At 65.9% G+C, this 21,104-nt stretch carries 23 protein-coding genes and 4 tRNA genes; 17 read left to right on the top strand and 10 right to left on the bottom strand.

Annotated features, from left to right (window positions below; translation table 11 throughout):
- Nucleotides 1–53 precede the first annotated feature (53 nt).
- The 3 genes from ACAG26_RS20915 to ACAG26_RS20905 all read left to right on the top strand — a co-directional run bounded on the left by ACAG26_RS20915 (nucleotide 54) and on the right by ACAG26_RS20905 (nucleotide 2,034).
- On the top strand, nucleotides 54–707 hold the full coding sequence (locus tag ACAG26_RS20915; RefSeq protein ID WP_370484983.1) for a TetR/AcrR family transcriptional regulator: 654 nt from the start codon (nucleotides 54–56) through the stop codon (nucleotides 705–707).
- Nucleotides 708–872: 165 nt separating this feature from the next.
- Nucleotides 873–1,349 carry a hypothetical protein gene (locus ACAG26_RS20910; RefSeq protein WP_370484982.1) on the top strand — a complete coding sequence of 159 codons (477 nt, stop codon included), beginning with the start codon at nucleotides 873–875 and terminating at the stop codon, nucleotides 1,347–1,349.
- A gap of 292 nt (nucleotides 1,350–1,641) precedes the next feature.
- A complete protein-coding gene (locus ACAG26_RS20905) occupies nucleotides 1,642–2,034 on the top strand; it encodes a DUF6319 family protein (RefSeq protein WP_370485064.1) in 393 nt (130 codons plus the stop codon).
- 102 nt (nucleotides 2,035–2,136) lie between these two features.
- Here the strand turns inward: ACAG26_RS20905 and ACAG26_RS20900 are convergent.
- A tRNA-Val gene (locus ACAG26_RS20900) sits at nucleotides 2,137–2,211 on the bottom strand.
- A 156-nt stretch (nucleotides 2,212–2,367) separates the two neighbouring features.
- Between ACAG26_RS20900 and ACAG26_RS20895 the strand changes: the two genes are divergently transcribed.
- From ACAG26_RS20895 to ACAG26_RS20880, 4 genes are all read left to right on the top strand, one after another.
- Nucleotides 2,368–2,440: transfer RNA gene (locus ACAG26_RS20895), tRNA-Gly, on the top strand.
- A gap of 27 nt (nucleotides 2,441–2,467) precedes the next feature.
- Nucleotides 2,468–2,541: transfer RNA gene (locus ACAG26_RS20890), tRNA-Cys, on the top strand.
- Nucleotides 2,542–2,553: 12 nt separating this feature from the next.
- Nucleotides 2,554–2,625: transfer RNA gene (locus ACAG26_RS20885), tRNA-Val, on the top strand.
- A 1,334-nt stretch (nucleotides 2,626–3,959) separates the two neighbouring features.
- Nucleotides 3,960–4,367 carry a hypothetical protein gene (locus ACAG26_RS20880; protein WP_370484981.1) on the top strand — a complete coding sequence of 136 codons (408 nt, stop codon included), beginning with the start codon at nucleotides 3,960–3,962 and terminating at the stop codon, nucleotides 4,365–4,367.
- On the opposite strand, the gene ACAG26_RS20875 is transcribed toward ACAG26_RS20880, so the two are convergent.
- The 5 genes from ACAG26_RS20875 to ACAG26_RS20855 form a co-directional block, all read right to left on the bottom strand.
- Nucleotides 4,364–5,131 (bottom strand): hypothetical protein, encoded by a 768-nt coding sequence (locus tag ACAG26_RS20875; RefSeq protein WP_370484980.1) that lies wholly within the window; start codon nucleotides 5,129–5,131, stop codon nucleotides 4,364–4,366. The two genes, ACAG26_RS20880 and ACAG26_RS20875, sit on opposite strands and share 4 nt — an antisense overlap.
- A gap of 29 nt (nucleotides 5,132–5,160) precedes the next feature.
- The gene (locus tag ACAG26_RS20870; RefSeq protein WP_370484979.1) at nucleotides 5,161–5,601 is read right to left on the bottom strand and encodes a hypothetical protein; all 441 of its coding nucleotides are present in this window, start codon (nucleotides 5,599–5,601) and stop codon (nucleotides 5,161–5,163) included.
- A 249-nt stretch (nucleotides 5,602–5,850) separates the two neighbouring features.
- Complete coding sequence (locus ACAG26_RS20865) at nucleotides 5,851–6,276, bottom strand: hypothetical protein (protein ID WP_370484978.1); 426 nt, start codon at nucleotides 6,274–6,276, stop codon at nucleotides 5,851–5,853.
- A complete protein-coding gene (locus tag ACAG26_RS20860; protein ID WP_370484977.1) occupies nucleotides 6,273–7,514 on the bottom strand; it encodes a hypothetical protein in 1,242 nt (413 codons plus the stop codon). The genes ACAG26_RS20865 and ACAG26_RS20860 overlap by 4 nt, the downstream gene beginning before the upstream one ends.
- Complete coding sequence (locus ACAG26_RS20855) at nucleotides 7,507–7,770, bottom strand: hypothetical protein (RefSeq protein ID WP_370484976.1); 264 nt, start codon at nucleotides 7,768–7,770, stop codon at nucleotides 7,507–7,509. The genes ACAG26_RS20860 and ACAG26_RS20855 overlap by 8 nt, the downstream gene beginning before the upstream one ends.
- A gap of 233 nt (nucleotides 7,771–8,003) precedes the next feature.
- On the opposite strand from ACAG26_RS20855, the gene ACAG26_RS20850 reads away from it, so the two are divergent.
- Nucleotides 8,004–8,594: a hypothetical protein gene (locus ACAG26_RS20850; RefSeq protein ID WP_370484975.1), complete on the top strand. Its 591-nt coding sequence runs from the start codon at nucleotides 8,004–8,006 to the stop codon at nucleotides 8,592–8,594.
- The gene (locus ACAG26_RS20845; RefSeq protein ID WP_370484974.1) at nucleotides 8,591–9,049 is read left to right on the top strand and encodes a hypothetical protein; all 459 of its coding nucleotides are present in this window, start codon (nucleotides 8,591–8,593) and stop codon (nucleotides 9,047–9,049) included. Before ACAG26_RS20850 ends, ACAG26_RS20845 begins: the two co-directional genes overlap by 4 nt.
- Nucleotides 9,050–9,452: 403 nt before the next feature.
- Here the strand turns inward: ACAG26_RS20845 and ACAG26_RS20840 are convergent, their stop codons facing one another.
- Nucleotides 9,453–10,301, bottom strand: a complete 849-nt coding sequence (locus ACAG26_RS20840) for an HNH endonuclease family protein (RefSeq protein WP_370484973.1) — start codon at nucleotides 10,299–10,301, stop codon at nucleotides 9,453–9,455.
- Between the two features lie 96 nt (nucleotides 10,302–10,397).
- Between ACAG26_RS20840 and ACAG26_RS20835 the strand changes: the two genes are divergently transcribed.
- Nucleotides 10,398–10,634, top strand: a complete 237-nt coding sequence (locus ACAG26_RS20835; RefSeq protein WP_370484972.1) for a hypothetical protein — start codon at nucleotides 10,398–10,400, stop codon at nucleotides 10,632–10,634.
- A 426-nt stretch (nucleotides 10,635–11,060) separates the two neighbouring features.
- Nucleotides 11,061–11,522: a hypothetical protein gene (locus ACAG26_RS20830; RefSeq protein ID WP_370484971.1), complete on the top strand. Its 462-nt coding sequence runs from the start codon at nucleotides 11,061–11,063 to the stop codon at nucleotides 11,520–11,522.
- 20 nt (nucleotides 11,523–11,542) lie between these two features.
- Here ACAG26_RS20830 and ACAG26_RS20825 read toward each other — a convergent pair whose 3' ends face one another.
- Complete coding sequence (locus tag ACAG26_RS20825; protein WP_370484970.1) at nucleotides 11,543–13,009, bottom strand: alanine/glycine:cation symporter family protein; 1,467 nt, start codon at nucleotides 13,007–13,009, stop codon at nucleotides 11,543–11,545.
- A 178-nt stretch (nucleotides 13,010–13,187) separates the two neighbouring features.
- On the opposite strand from ACAG26_RS20825, the gene ACAG26_RS20820 reads away from it, so the two are divergent.
- Entirely contained in the window at nucleotides 13,188–13,916 is a 729-nt protein-coding gene (locus ACAG26_RS20820; protein WP_370484969.1) for a Clp protease N-terminal domain-containing protein, read from the top strand.
- Nucleotides 13,917–13,922: 6 nt separating this feature from the next.
- Here ACAG26_RS20820 and ACAG26_RS20815 read toward each other — a convergent pair whose 3' ends face one another.
- Complete coding sequence (locus ACAG26_RS20815) at nucleotides 13,923–15,092, bottom strand: globin domain-containing protein (RefSeq protein ID WP_370484968.1); 1,170 nt, start codon at nucleotides 15,090–15,092, stop codon at nucleotides 13,923–13,925.
- A gap of 187 nt (nucleotides 15,093–15,279) precedes the next feature.
- On the opposite strand from ACAG26_RS20815, the gene ACAG26_RS20810 reads away from it, so the two are divergent.
- Nucleotides 15,280–15,798: a hypothetical protein gene (locus ACAG26_RS20810; RefSeq protein ID WP_370484967.1), complete on the top strand. Its 519-nt coding sequence runs from the start codon at nucleotides 15,280–15,282 to the stop codon at nucleotides 15,796–15,798.
- Here the strand turns inward: ACAG26_RS20810 and zapE are convergent.
- The gene (gene zapE / locus ACAG26_RS20805; RefSeq protein WP_370484966.1) at nucleotides 15,795–16,889 is read right to left on the bottom strand and encodes a cell division protein ZapE; all 1,095 of its coding nucleotides are present in this window, start codon (nucleotides 16,887–16,889) and stop codon (nucleotides 15,795–15,797) included. The genes ACAG26_RS20810 and zapE overlap by 4 nt on opposite strands.
- Between zapE and ACAG26_RS20800 the strand changes: the two genes are divergently transcribed.
- From ACAG26_RS20800 to msrB, 4 genes are read left to right on the top strand one after another with little or no spacing between them, the layout of a single operon-like run.
- A complete protein-coding gene (locus ACAG26_RS20800) occupies nucleotides 16,888–17,673 on the top strand; it encodes a pyrimidine reductase family protein (protein ID WP_370484965.1) in 786 nt (261 codons plus the stop codon). The genes zapE and ACAG26_RS20800 overlap by 2 nt on opposite strands.
- A 25-nt stretch (nucleotides 17,674–17,698) precedes the next feature.
- Nucleotides 17,699–19,258, top strand: a complete 1,560-nt coding sequence (locus tag ACAG26_RS20795; RefSeq protein ID WP_370484964.1) for an alpha/beta fold hydrolase — start codon at nucleotides 17,699–17,701, stop codon at nucleotides 19,256–19,258.
- A 29-nt stretch (nucleotides 19,259–19,287) separates the two neighbouring features.
- A complete protein-coding gene (gene aftC, locus ACAG26_RS20790; protein ID WP_370485063.1) occupies nucleotides 19,288–20,574 on the top strand; it encodes an arabinofuranan 3-O-arabinosyltransferase in 1,287 nt (428 codons plus the stop codon).
- A complete protein-coding gene (msrB, locus tag ACAG26_RS20785) occupies nucleotides 20,571–20,999 on the top strand; it encodes a peptide-methionine (R)-S-oxide reductase MsrB (protein ID WP_370484963.1) in 429 nt (142 codons plus the stop codon). Before aftC ends, msrB begins: the two co-directional genes overlap by 4 nt.
- The last annotated feature ends 105 nt before the right edge of the window (nucleotides 21,000–21,104 follow it).

Genomic DNA, 21,104 nt, shown 5'->3' with positions numbered 1-21,104 from the left:
TCGGCGTGACAATATTGAGCGGATCGTCACCGTCGACAACGAAAGGGCCGAGCGTGGGAGTCAGCGACGCGCACGCTGCGGCGGAAACCCCGCAACCCAAGCGAGTCACCCGCAGGAGGGCCGAAACACGGACGCGACTCCTCGAAGCCGCGTTCCACGTGTTCGCACAGGAGGGGTTCGGCCGGGCGACCGTCGAGCAGATCTGCGAGCACGCCGGATTCACCCGTGGTGCGTTCTATTCCAATTTCGCCTCGCTCGACGAACTCTTCCTGGCGATGTGGGAGCGCAACACCGAGCAGTTGACCGCCGGATTCCGGGCGGCGGTGGGCGCCGAAGCGCGGCGGCCACAGTCGTGGGACGAGTTGGAGGGATACGCCCGGCGGCTGATTGCCAGCATCCCGGTCGACGACAACTGGTATCGGGTGAGCGCCGAATTCACCGCGCACGCCTTGCGCAACCCCGCCCTCAAGAGCGTGGTTGCCGCCCGTGAGGAAGGCGTGCTCGCCGCCCTGCTGCCGATCCTGACCGAAGCGCTGGACGGGGCCGGGCGGCGTGTATCGGATCTGCACGCGCTCGGCCGCGCCCTGGTCGCCGTGCACGACGGGACCAGTGCGCAGTGCCTGATGGAGCCGGACAACGAATCGGTCTGGCAGGAACGCGCCGACCTGTTCATCCGGGTCTTGCTCAGCTACAGCGAAGAGGCCTGACACCGTTCCTGGGTGACCCGCCTCTCCCCACCCGCCGCAATGACGTGCGAATCACGGCCCATCACCGAGCCGCTGCGGCGAACTCACTGTTAGATTCGTCCGCGTATTCCCGATACGTTCATGTATCGAAGACTTGAAAGGACGATGATGCGGGCGAAATCCCTCATGACAGGTGTCGCAGCGGTAGCGACCATTGGAGCGGCGGCCGCGGGCCTGATCGAGGGCGTGGCCGGCGCGCCCCACGTCCCCGACCTACAACTGGCCGGGTTCGACGTGCCGATGCCCCAGGCCCCGGCCACCGATGTGCCCACCGCGGACCAGGTGGTCACCGTGATGAACGGCATCGCCGACCCGCATGTCCCCGCCGCCAACAAGTCCGGCTTGGTCGAGGGCGGCCTCGGGCCGATCGAGCGCACCGTTATGGACAGTCGGATGAAAAAGGGCCTCGAGAACGGCAAGCTGCCGCTGACGATCTCCGCGGCCAACATTCAGCCGGACGGCCCCGGTGCCGCCACCGCCGACGTCACCGCCTCCAGCGCGAAGCTGACCCCGCACTCGGCCAACCTCAGGTTCGTCGACCAGGACGGCTGGAAGCTCGCCCACTCGTCGCTGACGATGTTGTCCCAGATGAGCTCGAACTAGGAAGCCGTGGTGCGCGTCTGCGCATCCAAGGTGTTGAGATTGCGTGGAGGGCTGTGGCAGGACGTCATGGCACAGCCCCCACCGCAAAATCAAAACGGGCCGAATTGACCTGCTCGAGGTGATTGCCGGCGACAAGCGGTTGCGCGCCATGCCGCTTCGGTGTAGAACATTTGTTCGAATGACCATTGCCGGCCCACGCACCGCGGGCGAACGTCAGAAGGAGCTCACCGTGACGATGACTGTAGACACCCCGAAGGCAGATGTTCTACCCACCCACCCTGACACTTCCGGCATGCAGGGCGGTCCTGTCGACGGCGCCTCCCCCGCGAGCAAGCCGGCGCCGGACGCGGCGAACCCTGACGCGTCGTCCGCCGAAAAGCCAACGAAGGCAACGTCCAAGAGGGCGACGAGCAAGAAGACCAAGACCCTCGAACTGACCCTCACCGTCACTGGTACCGCCGACGGCGAATGGCACGCCGAACTCAAGCGGGGCAGCACCTACCTGGCCCGCAACCTCGCGGTCGCGGCCGCCGCCGTGTCCCGTGCCGCCAAGGAACTGCACGAGGACCTCTCCACGCCGATCGACGAGGTCATCGAGGAGGCGCGCTCGCAGCAGGCCGCCAAGGTCGCCGCCCTGGAAGCCGAACTCCAAGCCGCGCGCAAGGTTCTCGCTGAGCTCGACTGAGGTCCGCAAACCGTGACTTCTCCGACGGGCGGATGCCGTCGGGGGTGTGGCGGCGGGCGTTCCTCCTCCGCGCGGCAAACGGCGCTACCGCGACCTACCTGATGGTGGTCCCGACTGGGATCGAACCAGTGACCTTCCGCGTGTGAGGCGGACGCTCTCCCGCTGAGCTACGAGACCGGGAACGAGGTCGAAGACTAGCACGGCCAGTCGATTCGGCGAGAATCAGCAGGCCGCCCGGAGCGGCGCGCCGGTGCGACGGGAGGAATTTGTGCCCGCCCACGTGGTTGGACTAATGTCGTGCTTCGCGACGGGCGACGATCTCGCTCGTGGCACGCGGATGTAGCGCAGTTGGTAGCGCATCACCTTGCCAAGGTGAGGGTCGCGGGTTCGAATCCCGTCATCCGCTCGGAGGATGCAGTGGCATCAACCCAGCGGTGGAGTGGCCGAGTGGTGAGGCAACGGCCTGCAAAGCCGTGCACACGGGTTCGATTCCCGTCTCCACCTCCATGTTGGTTCCCCGCGCGGTTAGCTCAGCGGGAGAGCGCTTCCCTGACACGGAAGAGGTCGCTGGTTCAATCCCAGTACCGCGCACGCAGGTCAGAGCGGCTTTTTCACTCGTTCATGGAAGATTTGTGGAACATTCGTCACCCTGCATGGAATGGCCTTCGCAAAGAGGAAGCACCCAGACCAGCAGGTATGTCGTCGAGTGGCAGCCGTTATCACGGGCGCTGCAGCACCGCCCTTCCGACGAGGATGCGTTCCACAACGACCTCGCCAAGGTAGCGTTCCTCCGAATCGCCGTAGTGCTTCACTGTCGCCACCTGGGCGGGTAGTCAGCTGCGCGAACATCGACCCGATCAACGTCTCGGACCGAGACATCAATCCGGTGTCCAGTTCTAGCAAGCAGCAGACGGACTCGCCCCTCACCCGAAGCAAGCAGCGGCGATTTGGGCCTCCACCAGGTGGAATATCTGCTAAGGCATTAGCCATGACAATTCCCGCGGGCCCGGAGGGCAACGTCGGCCCCGACGACTCCACCGGACTGAGCCCTGCAACCGCTGACGCCCAGACCGAGAGTGTCAACGCCTGGTCTTTGGCCGACGACACCGACGAAGTGGTGCCCTACGCCGAGCCCGGCGTACTGCGCCGGTTCGGCCCAGCCGTGGCGCTGGGCGTGGCCTTGCTGGCCGTGGCGGCAGTGGCAGCGGTGTGGTTCGGCATGAGCAAGACGCCGACAACCACTCCTGCCGCACCGAGGTCTATTCCGGTCCAGCAGCCAACAGCACCTGCTGCAGTCACTCCCCCGTCATCGCCGCCCACAGCCGCGCCGCCAACCCCGTCGACGGTGACGGTGACCCCACCAGCCACTGTGACCGTCACGATGACCCCAACGCCGCCATCCGGGCCACCGATGGCCCATGGCGCTGTGCTTGGCGAGCAGTGCGACCCCAGCGGACCGACGTTCGGGTACACCTCAGACGGTCAGGTTCTCGCCTGCCCTGGGTTCGGTCGATGGGTCACGACGGCCGGGTGGTCTGGTGTGCACGAGGTGGGCTCGCCCTGTCCTGGCGGCGAGGGAGCAGCCGTGTCGCCGAATGGGCGCGGCCTGGTGTGCGTGACCTCGTTTGCTACAGGGTCGAGCACCTGGCAGCCCGGCCCCTAACTATCACGATCCGTCCTTCTGAAGGGCATCGTGCTCGCCCACCCGTACCCCCTCCCGAGTCGACGGGATCCGAGATGGGCAAACTTCAGCCGCGTCTGTTCCATTGTGAGAATGTGCTCGCCATCGCCGCAATCCCAATTCCACCGTTCTCGAAGCCATCACGTAGCGGGGGATCTCAAGCCGATGCCACTCGACCATCCAGCGTCATGGCTTCCAATTCCGCGTAGGCGTTGGTCGAAGAGCGCAGTCATACAATTGCAAGATGTCCCGCGGCGATGGCGCGTCTGGCGACTCGCCGGTGATCGACCCGGCGGCCACGCCGCAGTGGCGCAGGACCGGATACACCTACTTTCCCTATGCGGCCCGCCAGTGCGGTCAGTGGTGGGTACTGCGGCACAACTACGGCTTTCCCGAGCACGACATGTACACCCTGTTCGTGGACGGTCAGGCCGCCGCCGATATGACCGGCGACCAGTACAACCGGGTTCCGTTGCTCACCAGCATCGCCGCGCTCAAACCCGCCGACCCGCAGTCCGGTGAGCCCACCATGGACGCCGCGACTGCTGAGTCTGTGGTAGCCGCGGTGGCCCGCTACGCCGATTACGGCAGCGAGGTCGGTGATCCGTGCATCTTCTGTGCCGATGACCACGATGGGATGGCCCGCGACTAGGGCGGGGGCTCGATGACCGCACGAACTTGCCGTAATTTCGCGACGTCTGCAGCGATGAGCCGGTCGATTCGCTTGCTGAGTTGTTGCTCGGTAAGTGGCGTGGCGTGAGAAAAGTCGGGCGCGTAGACGTATTCGCCGTCATCGCGAACCCGCACCCACCCGACCGCTTTCCTGTCCTGGCCCAGCCCCCATTCACGGGCGGGTTCACAACGCGACTGGACCACCGCCATCGCCGTCACATCGGATCTGGGCACCACCTTCCCGGCAGGGCGGGGAGCGGCGACGGGCAGGAGCAATCCGGGGGCCGCGCTGGCGTGGCCGTTGGTGTCGTCACGGTTGAGACCAGCGAAAAATGGCGGTGCGACAATGCGGGCATGAGCACCCGGTGCAGTCAGTTCTACCGACGCCGCGACAGCAGACCCCATGTCAAAGGGTGGCACGCTGTACACGTCGACCACGTCTTGGTCGGGCCGCTGTGAGGCGAGGAACGCCGATCGATCCCCCCGACGGCACGCCGCTATGCGGACGGCGCGGGCATCCGGGTCCGAGTGCTGGACCTGACATTCCACCCAGATGTCGGCATGGGTGTATGCCTTGATCCAGTCGTGGAAAATATGCAGATCACCATCGGTGAGCCGATCTGGAATGGTTTTATCGTGGGCATCGGCCCAGAGCCACGTCCGGCTAAAGAAGGGGTACGGCAGGTATTCGAGTCCGTGCAGTTCGCAGATCGCCGCTAAATCAGCCAAGCTAATATCGCCCACCCAGTCCAGCTTTACCGACGAGTTAGACATTACGATTCGCGCTTAGAGGGGGCGAGTATAGCGGGCAGTTTGGGGCACTTTTGGGCTAATGTCGTGGTGGCCTGGTCGACCAAAGAAAAGGCGTCACGATAGCATTTCTCTGCACTGCCGTAGCGTTCCTGGTCGTCCTGTATCGACGTTGAGGGGTATTTCACCGCGTCACGCTGGAGCTGTGCCGCCTTTGCGGCACCGTCCGCCCATTTGTTCAATGCTTCACCAAAGCCCGGTGTTGAAACGGAATCCGCTGCGACGCGCAGTTTGTCACTCATCTTCGTCTGGCTGTCGGCGACCGCCAACAACGGGCCGGAGCCATCGTTGTTAAGCGCGGCGTCACTTGCGGCTGTGGCCTGTGCCACCATCGCAGTCCACTCACCCCCAACCCGCTCTACCACGGCACAGTCCTTGGCGGGCCTGCTGGAACGGTCGCGCATCACCCACACCGCTGCTGTTGTTCCAGTCGCGATGAGGACGACAGCGGTGGCCGCCAGCCATATCCAGCGAGTCCGGACCCGTCGTTTAAGCGTTTCATAGGTCTGGAATTATTGGCGTGCGTGGCACGGTCATTTCAGGACCAGGGCCATGAGGCGGCGCACGTGGACCGATCGCGAAGTTCTGCCCGTCGATGGTCGGAACATATCAGGTATGTTACTCACTTGGACGGCCACCTGAGTTAAGCCTGGTCAGTATCCTCGCAAGTCTTTGATCTCTTTAGGGACATTTGTGGCGTGTTGTTTCACCCAGTTGCCGTCAGGCCAGCGTGTGACGTAGAAGGTGCCAACGTCACCGGAAAGAATCCACAGTTCGTTCGGCTGCGTCGAAATCCAGGTGAACATAATACTGTGGCGAGTGCTATAGGCGGTATCGTCACGGAATACCTCTTTGCCGTTCTTGTCTTTGATCACGTCAACCCAGGTTTTCACCGTGTTCTGCGGTGTCCCGTACTCAGCATAAGCTGTGTACTGTCCTGACGGAGAGACTTTCGGGTCACCAGGTCGCACCGAACGTTGGGCGACAGCTTCGTTACCTCTGCCAAATAATGCGCATCCCATTAAACTCGTTAGCAACATGATCCCGATTGCACACCCTCTCAACAGCCGAGATGTCATTTATAAGGATATCCTTTGGCGTTGACCAGTGTACCGTCCTGGTCGTAGATGAACTCGGATTGAGAGTGCCATCCGATGTGGATCGGATACGGCTGAGCTTGCCCAAGAGTGATGATCTGGGCAATGCGGTCTTTGAATTTGTCGGTGTCGTACTTCAAATTTGGGTCGATGATGTCGTTCCATTGGTAGCCGTCGTTGACGGTTACCTTATATCCGCCACCTGGAAGTTGTTCGATATGAGTCGTGCCGTTTATCTTGAAATCCCCCGCGTCTGCGTTGGTGCCATTGAGATATTGATATCCCGTGATTGACTCGCCGTTTTGAGTATCCGCATGAAACTGACTCGAATACGGAATATCCGACACACCACCGTTCCTGTACGCATTAAGGCCTTGTTGCGCCTGGTCGCGTACACGTCCGTCAAGCTGACGAGCGAGATTGGGATTGTTCATCATGTACTGCGACCAAGTGGGATCATCCTTGATGTCCCAGTCTCGGCCGCCACCGAGCAGATAACGCTCCAGAATAGCCCGCCCAGCCCAATCGCTGTCGAGCCAATCTGTTCCGTCTCCCTTGCCACCCTCGGGTCGGCGGTACTGCTCGTCATCTCTCACTTCTGCGCCATCCCGATCATCGGGATTTCGGTTACGCCCATCGGGGTGCCGCCCGTCCCGATCACCCCTGCGGTCATCGACCAGCACGATGCGTCCGTTGCGCCCGTCGCCCGGCTGCTGGCTTCCGCGCCCGGTCAGGGGTTGCGCGCCCGCGCGTATCTCACTGGCCGCGTTCGTTTCGGCGTCTGCCCATTTTTGCGCGGCCTGTCGGATTTGCATTTCCTTCTGCTCGGCCGCTGGCTTGTACTCAAGGTCAGCGGCGGTCACCTTCAAATCGTCGCTGACCGTGAACTGATTGCCCTTCCGCGTGTCGTCGATGAGATCCAGCACGGCGGTGCGTGACCTGATGACCGGATCCATCGCGGCGACCGCCCGGCGGTGCAGCGCGTTGATCGTCTCCTTGTCATCGGCGATCGTCGCGTTATGGCGGCCCGCGGTCGTGATCACCGCCCCCGCGGTCGCTCCCTCCCATGCCGGTGCCCGCACCGCGCCCTCATAGGCATCCCCATGATCGGCCATCCGCTGCGCCGCCTGCGGAAAGGTGTTGATCACGTTGAGCGTCAGCTGCGGGTCAGACGACCGGATCTGGGTCTCCGTTAACCCGCCAGGCTCGTCCTCAGACATACGTGACGCCCGCCTCGTCGGCGGCCGTCACCGCCCGATGGTGCTGATGAGTCGCATCGCCCGCCGAGTAGATGTGATCAGCGTTGGCCTGGTTCAACTGCGCCAGCACCTCGTTGGCCACCCACAACGCCGCGACCAGCGACGGGCTTTGCCTGCCCTCCATTTGTGACAGATCACCCGCCGACAGCGAGTCACCAACGTCGACGAGCACACCAGGCACCCGGCCTACGTCTTCACTGACCACCAGATCGGTCATCGCAGCCCCCTCCCCTCGACCCGAGACGTTTGCACCAGCCAGCGGCCCAAAGTCTAGCCGCGGGCACATCCGCGTCGGTGCGTCAAGCACCGCTTGCAGGATATCCGCCCACATCGAACCCCCGTTAGACCTGCAAAGATGGAGTGTCTCGCCCGGCGGGCACAATGCGTTCAGAGAACACGGCACCAGGACTGTGAGTATCCGAACCGACGACCTCGAATTTTTGGATCGACATGCGGTCGCTAAACGACTTCGACAGCGCGCTGCCTATCCTCAACGGCGGCCTCGATGATCCGAGACACAGCAGAGTGATGCACGCGCTTAGCCCCGTCTTTCCTTACGCGACCAAGTTTTTGCAGCATTATCTCGACGGTTCCGGTACTCCGATGTCGGTGCCCGTGGACAACATGCTCTACGACATGCCGTGGTTCAACAACGCCGCCCAGGCGCAGACGCGGGCGACCCTGGACGTGGCGGTCAAAGCGATGCCGCCGGGATACACCGGGCCGGTGGCTTTCCAGAGCGACTACACCAATCGGCAACCCGATGGCAGTTACGCCCGTCCTAGCAATAGCTCCAATCCGGACTGGAAGAACACGCTCGGGACGTTCAGCTATCAAACCAGCCGTATCGCTATGCCCAACGCCGAGGGGAACTACAGCGTGGCAGCGCGGACGAGCGTCTATGACTACTACAACTTTGAAACCACCGACCCAAGCTTCCTGCCCCAAGTATCGGATCTCAACATGCTCGACCGTGCGGGCTGGGCGCAAAACTTCGACACCACAGGCATATCGAGCATCCGGACGAGCACCTACCCATGAGCAGCCACCGCCTATTGCCGCGCCTACTGCTCGCCCCCATGCTTGCAGCGGTCCTCCTGCTGACTACGGGCTGCTTCATCCGACCCGGACGGACCGACCACGACACCGACATCGTGAGTCGACTCAAGATCGAAATCCCCAAGTCGGCAACCAACATCGTGGGACACACCGACAAGGGCGTCGACTTCCTTATGCCCAATGACCAGTGGCGCGATTATGTGGCGAAGTACTACCCCGGCAAAACGCTGTCGCAATTTCCATACGCAACCGCCTATGAGGCTCCTGCTGAATGTATCCCGGCCTTCCGGTCAGGGGCCAAGCTCGTCATGTGGGTCACAGGAGACGAAATTCAGTTCCGCAAAACGGATCACAATATGCGACGCTCCGTGAGCGTGACCCCGGACTGCGAAGCCGGGAAAGCCCTCGTGCAGTGGCGTCTCCGCTGGCTGGACTAGCAATCGGGGTTCGGTACCCGCCAAGGGGTCGCTGCGCCATCAGTCACCCCGCCGCCGGGCAACCCGCCCCGGGAGTCAACGACCGACCTGGCCGCGGCGCTTGACGTCGTGATCGAACCGGCAACCATCGCCAACGCGGACACGGACACGGAGACGGAGACGGAGACGGACAGCTTCGACGGTGGCCAGGGTGCCGCCGATGACGCTTGGAGCACCCGCCCGTCGACTCGGGAACGCGTCCATGCTGCCACGGAATCGGCGCTCATACCTCTGCCCGTACCGTTACACCGCCGGAAGGACACGACCCCTGCGGGTGGCAGTCGCGACGCCCACCGGGATGCCTACAACCCGGACTATTGTGCGGCCCAAGGGAACACGGGAAGCAACGACGGGTAGTAGCTCGCTAGTTGGTGCAGCTGTTCAGCACGCGCTCGATCACGTCGTGTTCAGCCCGTGTCATCCACACTCCGTAGGCGCTCTTCACGTCGATGATCCGAGAGACGTAGGTGCACCGGTACGCCGTGTTGGGCGGCAACCAGGTGGCCGCGTCGGCCGACCCCTTCTGGCGGTTCGCCGCCGCCGAGGTCGTCTGGAGGTTCATCGGGTCGTTGGCGAAGTTGCGGCGTTTGAGGTCGTCCCACTGCTGGGCGCCCTTCTGCCATGCGTCCAGAATCGGCACGAGGTGATCCACCTGAACTTGGTTCGACCTGGGTCCGCGGCTGAACATGATCACTTCGCCCGTGTAGGGATCCTTCAAGGTTCCACTGAGCACGATGCATGCTTTCCGACCTGGCTTATAACCGGCACCAGCGAGATCGCGCCGGAGAATGTCGTTGCGGGTATCGCAGCCGTTGTGGCCACCGGGAACGGTTACGTCATCGGTCCACGGCGTGCCGAACAGCGCCCGGTCGTAACCGGTTTTAGGTGCGCGTCCTTTAATCGGGATGGTGGCGAGTTTCGCGAGTTCGGCGCTTGCGTCAACGGCCGGGGGGACCGTGGGGTAATTCGAGATCGACGGCGCCGGGTAACTCGACGTCGACACAGGGCCGTCCGGGGACGAGTCATGAGCAGCCACCAGGACGAAGGTCACGACGATCAGCAGGCAGACAGCCACCGCGCCCGCGATAATCAGCGGCGTCTTGTGGTCCCTGCTATTCATCCGCGAGACATTACTGGCCTGCACCGACACGCCTCCGGGGTTTCTCCAAGGCTGTCCGGGGAAAATCTTTTGCGTGGACTCAATCGTCTGCACGCAATACCTCAGCGCATCCTGCCCGCATGTGACGCCCTGGTTCTCCAACAGGGCTTGTCGGTGCCCCGGCGTAGCGTCCGCGCCGAAGGAGAAGCCATGAAGATCCTGTGCACGCTCGCGGCCGTCATCGCCGCGGTCATCCTCGCGCCGGCCTCCCCAGCGCACGCCGACGACCCGCTCTGCGACTTCAGCCACACCTGCAGCTACGACCCGCCCTACAACGGCCCGCTGATGCCGACCTGGGACGTGCCGGGCACCTACGGCGGCTGGACCACCAACCCGGTGATCTGCAACCCGGTTAGCTACAGCTGCCGGCAGTTCGTCACGCCGTAACACCACCCACGCCCGCCATGTCCTGGCCGGTCCACACGCGGAACTGGCGCGCCCGCACGCTAGCCCTGGCGCGAGCCCGAGAAGTGGTACCGCATGCGCTATCCATTTCCGGCAGATGCACATCCCCCAGCCAGGGACTCCTGCGACGGCTGAGGCTGGTGAGGCCCAGGCACGGGGCTCGGGAGTGGGGGACCACGGGAAGACGTCGTCTCACAGTCCGAGATACCGCATTTGCTACGCCATGTAGGTATGCGGGAATTCCAAGGAATTTAACGATGTCGTAACTAACTTGTAACCCGTTGTTGCGGAACTTTTTCCCTACTCGGGCACGGTCCTTGCGTCATGGTAACGAGATGCGTTAACAATTCAAATCGGCGTTCGCCAAGCTCTTGTCAGCGCTCCCGGCACGGCGTACGGTCGTCGCCCGTGACAAGAATCGACGATGCCACATCGTGGCGCGATCTTGCCGACCAACTCACCCCCGGTCAGGTCGCCGACCTCCAGCAGTGGGACACCAATCCCCGCCGCCCTGGGCGCCACGACGCGGCCATGCTGGGCTGTGCCCGCGACTTCGCTAAACGCAATTTGCTGCACACCGTGCATCACGACGTGCCGCCGCCCCCGGATGCCAGTTCCGTGTCCGACTGGGAAGACGCCACCGACGGCGGCGACGTCTGCCGTTTCTTCATCGGCACCGTGCGCGGCACCGCCGTGCGGGTGGAAAGCTTCGGATTCCAGTACCCCGGCGGCGACGTCAAAGAACGCGGCATCTTCATCGCCGACCGGACCGCGCCCGATCACGTCACCATCGAGATCGACGCCGATGTGGCCCGGCGGCTCGCCGCCGACCTCCTCGCCGCGGCGGCCGAGCTCGACCAGCTGGGCTGACGCGACGCCCCCGGAACCCCTCAGATCGGGTGCAGCTCGCGATCGGGCACCACGGCGGCCCGACGCGGTACCCACACGTCCCCGTCGAGCGCCCCGGGCAGCCCCGCCTCGGCCGCCACAAACACCGGAACCAGGCCCAACGCGGACTGGCGGTGAAAATCGTTGAGCGCGGCCAACGCCCACCGCCCCAGCAGGCAGATCGCGACAAGGTTGACGATCGCCATCAGCGCCATCCCGATATCGGCCAGCTCCCACACCACCGCCAGCTTGGCCATGGCCCCAAACGCGATGGCGATCAGCGTCCACACCTTCAACGCGTTGATGGCCCGGTCCCCCGCGCCCAGGAAGATCAGATTGGCTTCCGCGCACACGTAGTTGCTCAACACCGACGAGAATGCAAAGACGAACACCACGGTGGTCATCACCCCGGTGGTCCAGGATCCCAGGCCGGCGGCGACCGCGGCCTGGGTCAGGCTGGCCCCAGCGACCGCCCCGGCCTGCGCCGGATCGTAAACATCGGGCCCGGCCACCAACACGATGAACGCCGTGGCGGTGCACACCAGCATGGTGTCGACGAACACGCCCAGCGACTGGATCAGGCCCTGCTCCACCGGATGTGCCACGGCGGCGGTGGCCGCGACATTGGGGGCGCTGCCCATGCCCGCCTCGTTGGCGAACAGGCCCCGTTTGACGCCGTTGAGCATCGCGGCCGCCAGGCCGCCGCCCAAACCACCGGCCACTTGCTGGATTCCGAACGCGCCGCCGACGATCTCTGTGATCACCCGCGGCAGGCTGGTGATGTCGACGACCACGATCGCGCAGGCCAACAGCACATATCCGATCGCCACCACGGGCAAGATGACACCGGCGACGCGGGCCACCCGTCGCACCCCGCCGAACAGCACCGGCGCGGTCAGCGCGACCAGGCCCAGCGTCGTCCAGCCCGGCCCCACCGCGTGCGCCGACTGCAGCACATCGCTGACCGCGTTGGCCTGCACCATGTTGAACGCGATCCCGGAGGTGACGACCAGCAGCACAGCAAAGACGACGCCGCCGGTGCGTGACCCCAGCCCGCGCCGGATGTAGAACGCGGGACCGCCGCGAAAACCGCCGTCGACCGCGCGGACCTTAAAGATCTGGGCCAGCGTGGCCTCCACCAAGGCGGTGGCCATGCCCAGCGCCGCGGTCACCCACATCCAAAAGACCGCCCCGGCCCCGCCGAGGGTCAGCGCGACGGCCACCCCGGCGATGTTGCCGGTGCCCACCCGGGAGGCCAGCCCGACACAGAACGCCTGAAACGACGAGATCTCACCGTCGGCGCCGCCGGACCGCCGCAGTTGGTGCAGCATCCGGCCGAAGTAGCGGACCTGGATGCAGCGCGTGCGCACCGTGAAGTAGATGCCGGCACCGATCAGCAACACGATCAGCACATAGCTGTAGAGGAACCTGCCCAGCGGACCGAGGAACTGCTGCTGAAAAACGTCCATATTCGCTTTCTTCGACGGCTAGGGCCCGCGTTGCCGGCCGAGTCGCGCGGTGCGACGGGCGCCATCCTCCACTGGCCACGCGCTGTTTTCGGCAACGAATCGATGACAGATCGAGCAGACGCCCCGCCGCGTCAACCCATGGTTGACGAACCATCATCGTCAACCTACAGTTGACGCCATGACCGAGACCCCCATCCCCTATCCCGTCCGCCTCGACGACCTGATCAACGCCATCAAGCAGGTGCACGCCGACGCCCTGGATCAGCTCACCGACGCCGTGTTGGCCGCTGAGCATCTCGGTGAGGTCGCTGACCATCTGATCGGACATTTCGTCGACCAGGCCCGCCGCTCCGGGGCCTCGTGGACCGACATCGGCAAATGCATGGGGGTGACCAAGCAGGCCGCCCAGAAGCGGTTCGTGCCCAAGCCGGAGCCGACCACCCTCGATCCCAGCCAGGGCTTCGGCCGGTTCACGCCGCGGGCGCGTAGCGCGGTGGTCGCGGCCCAAAACGCTGCCCATGACGCCGGCAACGCCGAGATCACCCCCGATCACCTGGTGCTGGGGATGCTCAGCGACCCCGACGCACTGGCGACCGCATTGCTGACCGCCCAGCAGGTCGACCCCGACACCGTCCGCGCGGCGGTCACCCTGCCGCCAGGCGGCGACGACCCCGGCGCGCTGATCCCGTTCAGCGGCCCGGCGCGCAAGGCCCTGGAGTTGACCTTCCGCGAGGCGCTTCGGTTGGGCCACAACTACATCGGCACCGAGCACCTGCTGCTGGCGCTGCTCGAGCTCGAGGACGGCGCCGGGCCGCTGCACCGCGCCAGGGTGGACAAGGACCGGGCCGAAGCCGACCTGGCGGCCACATTGGAGTCGATCGTGGCCCGCAAAGCGACCGAGGAATAAGCCGCCTTAGGCGACCTGCAACCACAGGTCCGGCCCGAACACCTCGTAGTGGATGTTGCCGGCAGGAATGCCGCGGTCCACCAAGTGTTCTCGCACCGACCGCATGAATTCCAGCGGCCCGCACAAATAGACCTGCACCCCGTCGGGCAGGGTCATCTCGGCCAGGTCCACCGGCACCCCGATCTCGCCGTACCAGGTCCGCATGATGGCCGCCGGCAGCTGCGCGACCAGGTCGGCCAACTCGCTGCGGTGCGGGTGCACCGCCCGGGAGCGGTCGGCGTGCACCACGCACACCGGCCGGTGGTCGCCAGTGTCGACCAGGTGGCGCAGCATCCCGATCATCGGGGTGCAACCGATGCCGGCCGACACCAGCAGCACCGGAACCTGTTCGGGCGCCAGGGTCAGGTCCCCAAACGGCCGCGACAACATCACCGAGTCACCCTCGAAGACGTTGTCGTGGATGAAGTTTGACACCTGACCGACCGGCGAGCCGGCCACCGACGCGACCCGTTTGACGGTGATCCGCCACGTCGACGCGTCCGAACCGGTGATGCTGTACTGCCGGATCTGACGGGCACCGTCGGGCAGCCGCACCGCGACCGAGGTGTATTGGCCGGGCCGAAACGCCGGCAACGCGCCGTCGGCGCCGGTCAGGGTCAGCGCGATGCAGTCCGGGGACTCCTGGGTGCGGGCCAACACCCGGGCCGGCAGCCACACCTCGCCGGGCGCCACCCCGGCCTGGGCGTACAGGTCGGCCTCGCGCCCCATCAGCGCGTTGGCCATCAGCCAATACACCTCGTCCCAGGCGGCGGCGACGTCGTCGGTGACCGCGTCGCCGAGCACCGCCACGATCGCCGCGAACAGGTAGTCGTGCACCAGCTGGTATTGGGCGGCGGTTACCCCCAGCGACGCGTGCTTGTTGGCGATCCGGGACAACACCTTGTCCGGTGGCGGGGCGTCGTCGGCGACCAGCAGCGTCGCGAACGAGGCGATCGCCCCGGCCAGCGCCCGCTGCTGATCCCCCTGCGCCTGGTTGCCCCGGTTGAACAGGTCACGCTCCAGCTCCGGGTGGTCGATGAACAGGGTGGCGTAGAAGCGGGTGGTGATGTCTTCGATCGCCGCCCCGACCACGGGCAGCGTTTCCTTGACGATAACGGCAGATTTCGGGCTGAGCATCGGCGGGCCTTTCTGTGAACGGTACCGTCTACAAGCCCACGATGCCCGCGCCGCGCTACGCCCCGATCACCATGGTGTTAACCGCCTGGAACCATCTGCTCACCGGGCGGTTGGGTCCGGCCGGTCGACGTGATGTGCCATCATGCGACAGGCAGATGTGGCGAGACATACACCGAAGAGGGCGAAAATGCACCGCTGGTTCGTGGCCCTGATCACCCTGACGAGCGCAGCGGCGCTGGTCGCGCCGGCGCCCCGCGCGGCCGCCCAGGACGCGCCGATCGGCCGGCTCGGGGACACCCTGCACGTCGAGTACGACGACCCGGCGTTCGGGGCGGTCGTCGCCGACGTGGCCGTCCACGATGTGCTGCCAACCGACGAGCCGCCCGGCTGGGGCTGGAACGGTTCGCCGCGCTGGCGGGCCCAGGGCTCGCCGTGGCGGGCCGGGGTCACCGTGCACACCGTTTCCGCCCCCACCCCCTACACCCTGTCGCTGGCGTTCACCTTCGACGGCGTCACCCCCGACGCGGACGCCTACGTGTCCAAGCACACCGACGCCCCCGACCAGCTGGAGAACCGGCTGACCAACGCGCCGGCCGGCGCCACCGTCAACGGCGGGGTGTACTGGGACGTCTACCGCGGGCTGGTCACCAACGTGGTGCTGCTCAACAAGACCACCGGCGCGCACCTGGCGCAGTGGAACCTTTAACCCGCCACCGAGCCGGCGGCGGTCAACGCCAGTAGCCGCGACGTGGCCCGCAGATATTTTTTGCGGAAGCCGCCGGCCAGCATCTCGGCGCTGAAGATGGCGTCCAGCTTGGCCCCGGAGGCCACCACCGGGATGCCGGCGTCATAGAGCCGGTCGGTCAACGCCACCAGCCGCAGCGCCACGTTCTGGTCGTCGATGGGGTGCACGCCGGTGAGGAACACCGCGCGCACCCCCTCGATCAGGGTGAGATACCGCGACGGGTGCATGGTGGCCAGGTGCTCGCACAGCGCGTCGAAGTCGTCGACGGTGACGCCGCCGTCGGCGGCCGCGTCGGTCGCCCGCGCCAGCACCTGCTCGTCGGACAGCGGTTCCGGCGCCGGCGGCAGGTCGCGGTGCCGGTAGTCGGGCCCCTCGATCCGGACCGTGGTGAAAATCTCTGCCAGCGTGTTGATTTCACGCAGGAAGTCTTGGGCCGCGAACCGGCCCTCGCCGAGCTGCTCGGGCAACGTGTTCGAGGTCGCCGCGATCGACACCCCCCGCTCGACCAGCGCGGACAGCAGCCGCGAAATCAGCGTGGTGTTGCCCGGATCGTCCAGCTCGAACTCGTCGATGCACAGCAGCGTGTAATCGGCCAACAGATCGATGCATTCGAGGAAGCCGAACACCCCGGCCAACTGGGTGAGCTCCATGAACGTCGCAAACGCCTTCTGATGCGTTCCGGCGTTTTCGTCCAGCTGGTAGTACGAGGAGGCCAGCAGGTGGGTCTTGCCGACCCCGAAACCGCCGTCCAGGTACAGCCCAACCCCGGGCAACACCGCCCGCTTGCCGAACAGCTTCTTGCGGCCCGCCCGGCGCTCCACGGCCTCCGCGCAGAACGCGGTGCACGCCTGCACCGCGGCGGCCTGGCTGGGCTCGGCCGGGTCGGGCCGATACGTCTGGAAGCTGACCCCGGCAAAGGTGGGCGGCGGCGTCAACTGGGCGATCAGCCGCTCCGGCGAGACACTCGGATGCCGATCGACCAGATGACCGATGTGGTCGGTGGCTGGGTCGCGCATGCAGGCACTGTAGCCACGTGTTGCAATCATGGTCATGTCTGACCTTGGCCAGGACCCGGCCGCTGAGACGCAACTCACGCTGCTGGGCTCGGCGCGAGACATCGACGACACCGAACTCGCCGCCCTGTACGCCTATCCGGCCGACCGGCAGCGCACCTGGGTGCGGGCGAATTTCATCACCAGCCTGGACGGCGGCGCGACCGCGTCGGGCCGCTCCGGCGGCCTGGCCGGACCCGGCGATCGGGCGGTGTTCAAGCTGCTGCGCACATTCGCCGACGTCATCCTGGTCGGCGCCGGCACGGTGCGCATCGAAAACTACGGCGGCGCGCAGTTGAGCGTCACCGAACGCCAGCAGCGCCAAACCCGGGGGCAAAGCGAGGTCCCGCCGCTGGCCATCGTCACCAAGTCCGGTCGACTGGACCGGAACATGCGGGTGTTCACCCAAACCGAGGTGACGCCGCTGGTGCTCACCTGCGCGGCGGTCGCCGACGACACCCGGCGGGCGCTGGCCGGGGTGGCCGAGGTGGTGGCCTGCTCGGGCGCGGACCCTGGCCGCGTCGACGAAACCGCGGTGCTCACCGCGCTGGGCCACCGCGGCCTGCACCGGGTGCTGACCGAAGGCGGCCCAACACTGCTGGGATCGTTGATCGATGCCGATCTGCTCGACGAGCTGTGCCTGACCATCGCGCCGCGGCTGGTGGGAGGGACCGCCCGCCGCATCGCCACCGGCCCCGGCCAGGTGCTGACCGGGATGCGCTGTGCGCATCTGCTCAGCGACGCCGCCGGCTACCTCTACACCCGCTATGTGAAGGGCGCGTGAGCGCACAGTCGCTAGTGTGGTGCGCATGAATCGGCGCGCCTCGTTCGCCACGGCCCTGATCGCGGTCGCTGCCCTGGCCGGCTGCGCGCCGCTGGGCCTGTCCGCGGATCCCCGGTTCGCCACCGACTCCGGTGCCGGGCCGCAGGGCCAGCCCGCCGCCACCACCACGCCCACCGGGCCACCGCCGATCGCGGCACCCAAAAACGACCTGTCCTGGAAGGACTGCACCGGCCGGGTCTTCAACAGCGCCGCGGTCCCGGCCGCCCCCGGGGTCCGGTTGGACTGCGCCAGCTTTGACGCCGACCTCGATCCGCTCAACGGGGCCGCCGGCAAGGTCGGCATCGGGGTGGTGCGCGCCCGGTCCGCCCACACCCCCGAGGACGCCGGGCCGCTGATCTTCAGCACCGGCTCGGACCTGCCGTCGTCGCTGCAGCTGCCGGTATGGCTGTCCCGCGCCGGCGCCGACGTGCTCAACACCCACCCGATCGTGGCCGTCGACCGCCGCGGCATGGGCATGTCCAGCGCGGTGGACTGCCGCGACACCCTAGAGCGCCAAGACATGTGGGATCAGGCGCAGTTCGACGTCGGCGACGACCCGGTGGCCAACCTGGGCACCGTCACGGTCAGCGCCACCACCAACTGCACCGACATCATCTCCCCCGGCGACTCCGCCTACGACAACGCGCACGCCGCCGAGGACATCGAGGCGCTGCGCAGCATCTGGGACGTCCCCGAAATCGCGCTGATGGGCGTCGGGAACGGCGCGCAGGTGGCGCTGGCCTACGCCGGCTCGCACCCGACCAAGCTGGCGCGGCTGGTGCTGGACTCCCCGGTGCCGCTGGATGTGGCCGCCGAGGCCGCCGCCGAGCAGCGGGTCAAGGGCCAGCAGTCCGCGCTCGACGCGTTCGCCGCCCAGTGCGTGGCGGTGAACTGCCCGCTGGGCGGCGACCCCAAGGGCGCGGTCGACGCGCTGCTGTCGGCGGCCCGATCCGGCAACGGACCCGGCGGTGTGTCGGTGGCCGCGTTGACCGACGCCATCGTCACCGCGTTGGGGTTCCCCAGCGGCGACGGCGTCGGCACCACCCAGGCCTTGGCGAATGCGCTGGCGGCGGCGCGATCCGGCGACACCAACCTGCTGACCGGCCTGATCAATCAGGCCCAAGCCAGCCGAAACACCGACGGCCAGTTCATCAACACCTGCAGCGACGCGCTCAACCGGCCCACCCCCGACCGAGTCCGGGAGCTGGTGGTGGCCTGGGGCAAGCTGTACCCGCAGTTCGGCACCGTGGGCGCCCTGAACCTGGTGAAATGCCTGAACTGGCCCAGCAGCTCGGCGCCGCAGCCCCCGAAGAACCTCAAGATCAGCGTGCTGCTGCTCGGCGTGCAACACGACCCGATCATCGGCGAGGAGGGCGTCGCGGCCACCACCGCCACCATCATCAACGCCGGCTCGGCCAGCAAGCGGGTGATGTGGCAGGGCATCGGCCACGGCGCCAGCATCTATTCGTCGTGCGCGGTGCCGCCGGTGATCGGCTACCTGGACAGCGGCAAACTGCCCGGCACCGACACGTACTGCCCCGCCTGAGGGGGATGCCGCGGCCGGTATAAGGTGCGCTGGTGACGGCTGCTGATTCGATCCGTACCGGCCTGCTCGCCGCGTTTCGTCCCCGCACCAGCGCACCCAGCACCGCGACGGTGCTGCGGTCGATCCTGTGGCCGGTGGCGATCCTGTCGATCATCCACCGCAGCGTGGTGTTGACCACCAACGGCAACATCACCGACGACTTCAAACCGGTCTACCGAGCGGTGTCGAACTTCCGGCACGGGTTGGACATCTACAACGAGCACTTCAACTACGTTGACCCGCACTACCTGTACCCGCCCGGCGGCACCCTGCTGATGGCTCCGTTCGGGTACCTGCCGTTCGCGGAGTCGCGCTACCTGTTCATCCTGGTCAACACGGTGGCCATCGTGGTCGCCGCCTACCTGCTGTTGCGGCTGTTCGACTACACGCTGTCCTCGGTGGCCGCCCCGGCGCTGCTGCTGGCCATGTTCTGCACCGAAAGCGTCACCAACACGCTGGTATTCACCAACGTCAACGGCGTCATCCTGCTGTTGGAGGTGCTGTTCTTCCGGTGGCTGCTGGACGGCAAGGTGAGCCACCAATGGTGGGCGGGGCTCGCGGTCGGGCTGAGTTTGGTGGTCAAACCGGTGCTGGCACCGCTGCTGTTGTTGCCGCTGCTGAACCGGCAGTGGCGGGCGCTGGTCCCCGCGATCGGGGTGCCGCTGGTGTTCAACGCGGCGGCCTGGCCGCTGGTGCCCGACCCGATGGACTGGATCACCGGCACCCTGCCCTACATGCTGGGCACCCGGGACTACTTCAACAGCTCGATCCTGGGCAACGGCGTGTTCTTCGGGCTGCCGACCTGGCTGATCCTGTTCCTGCGCATCGGGTTCACCGTGCTGGCCGCGGCCAGCCTGTGGCTGCTGTACCGCTACTACCGGGGGCGCGATCCCCGGTTTTGGATGCTGACCAGCTCCGGGGTGCTCCTGGTGACGTCGTTCCTGGTGATGTCGCTGGGCCAGGGCTACTACTCGATGGTGCTGATCCCGTTCCTGATGACGGTGGTGCTGCCCAATTCGGTGATCCGTAACTGGGTGGCCTGGCTGGGGGTGTACGGGTTCATGGCCTTAGACCGCTGGCTGCTGTTCAACTGGATGTTCATCGGGCGCCCGCTGGAATACCTGAGGATCACCTACGGGTGGTCGCTGATTTCGATCGTGGTGTTCGTGGTGCTGTACTTCCGCTATCTGGACGCCAAGGCCGAGGGCCGGCTCGACGACGGCATCGACCCGGTGTGGCTGACGCGGGCGCCGGAGCCGGTTAGCGTGGGGACATGACCTCTCCCGAGCCGAAGGTGGCCCTCACCGACGATGAATGGCGGCAGAAACTGAGCCCCGCGGAGTTCGACGTGCTGCGCCGCGGCGGCACCGAGCGCCCATTCACCGGCGAGTACACCGACACCAAGACCGAGGGCGTGTATGAGTGCCGCGCCTGCGGCGCGGAGCTGTTCCGCAGCACCGAGAAGTTCGAATCGCACTGCGGCTGGCCGTCGTTCTTCGACCCGACGCACTCCGAGGCGGTGCTGCTGCGCCCCGACGATTCGCTGGGCATGACCCGCACCGAGGTGCTGTGCGCCAACTGCCACAGCCACCTCGGGCACGTCTTCGCCGGCGAGGGCTACCCCACCCCGACCGACCAGCGCTACTGCATCAACTCCATCTGCCTGCGGCTGGTGCCGTCCTCAGCGGATTCAACCCGCTGAGATTGCGGTGAGGGCGGTGAATTCGCCCTTGGGCTCAAGCGGTCGCTGCAACACCTGATTGGTTTAGGGGTGTTGTTCGATGGCGTTTCGGAAGCAGGGCAGCAA

Origin of the sequence: Mycobacterium sp. pUA109, assembly GCF_041287095.1 — a bacterium.
Lineage (GTDB): Bacteria > Actinomycetota > Actinomycetes > Mycobacteriales > Mycobacteriaceae > Mycobacterium.
This window is presented reverse-complemented; position numbering and strand designations above follow the sequence as displayed.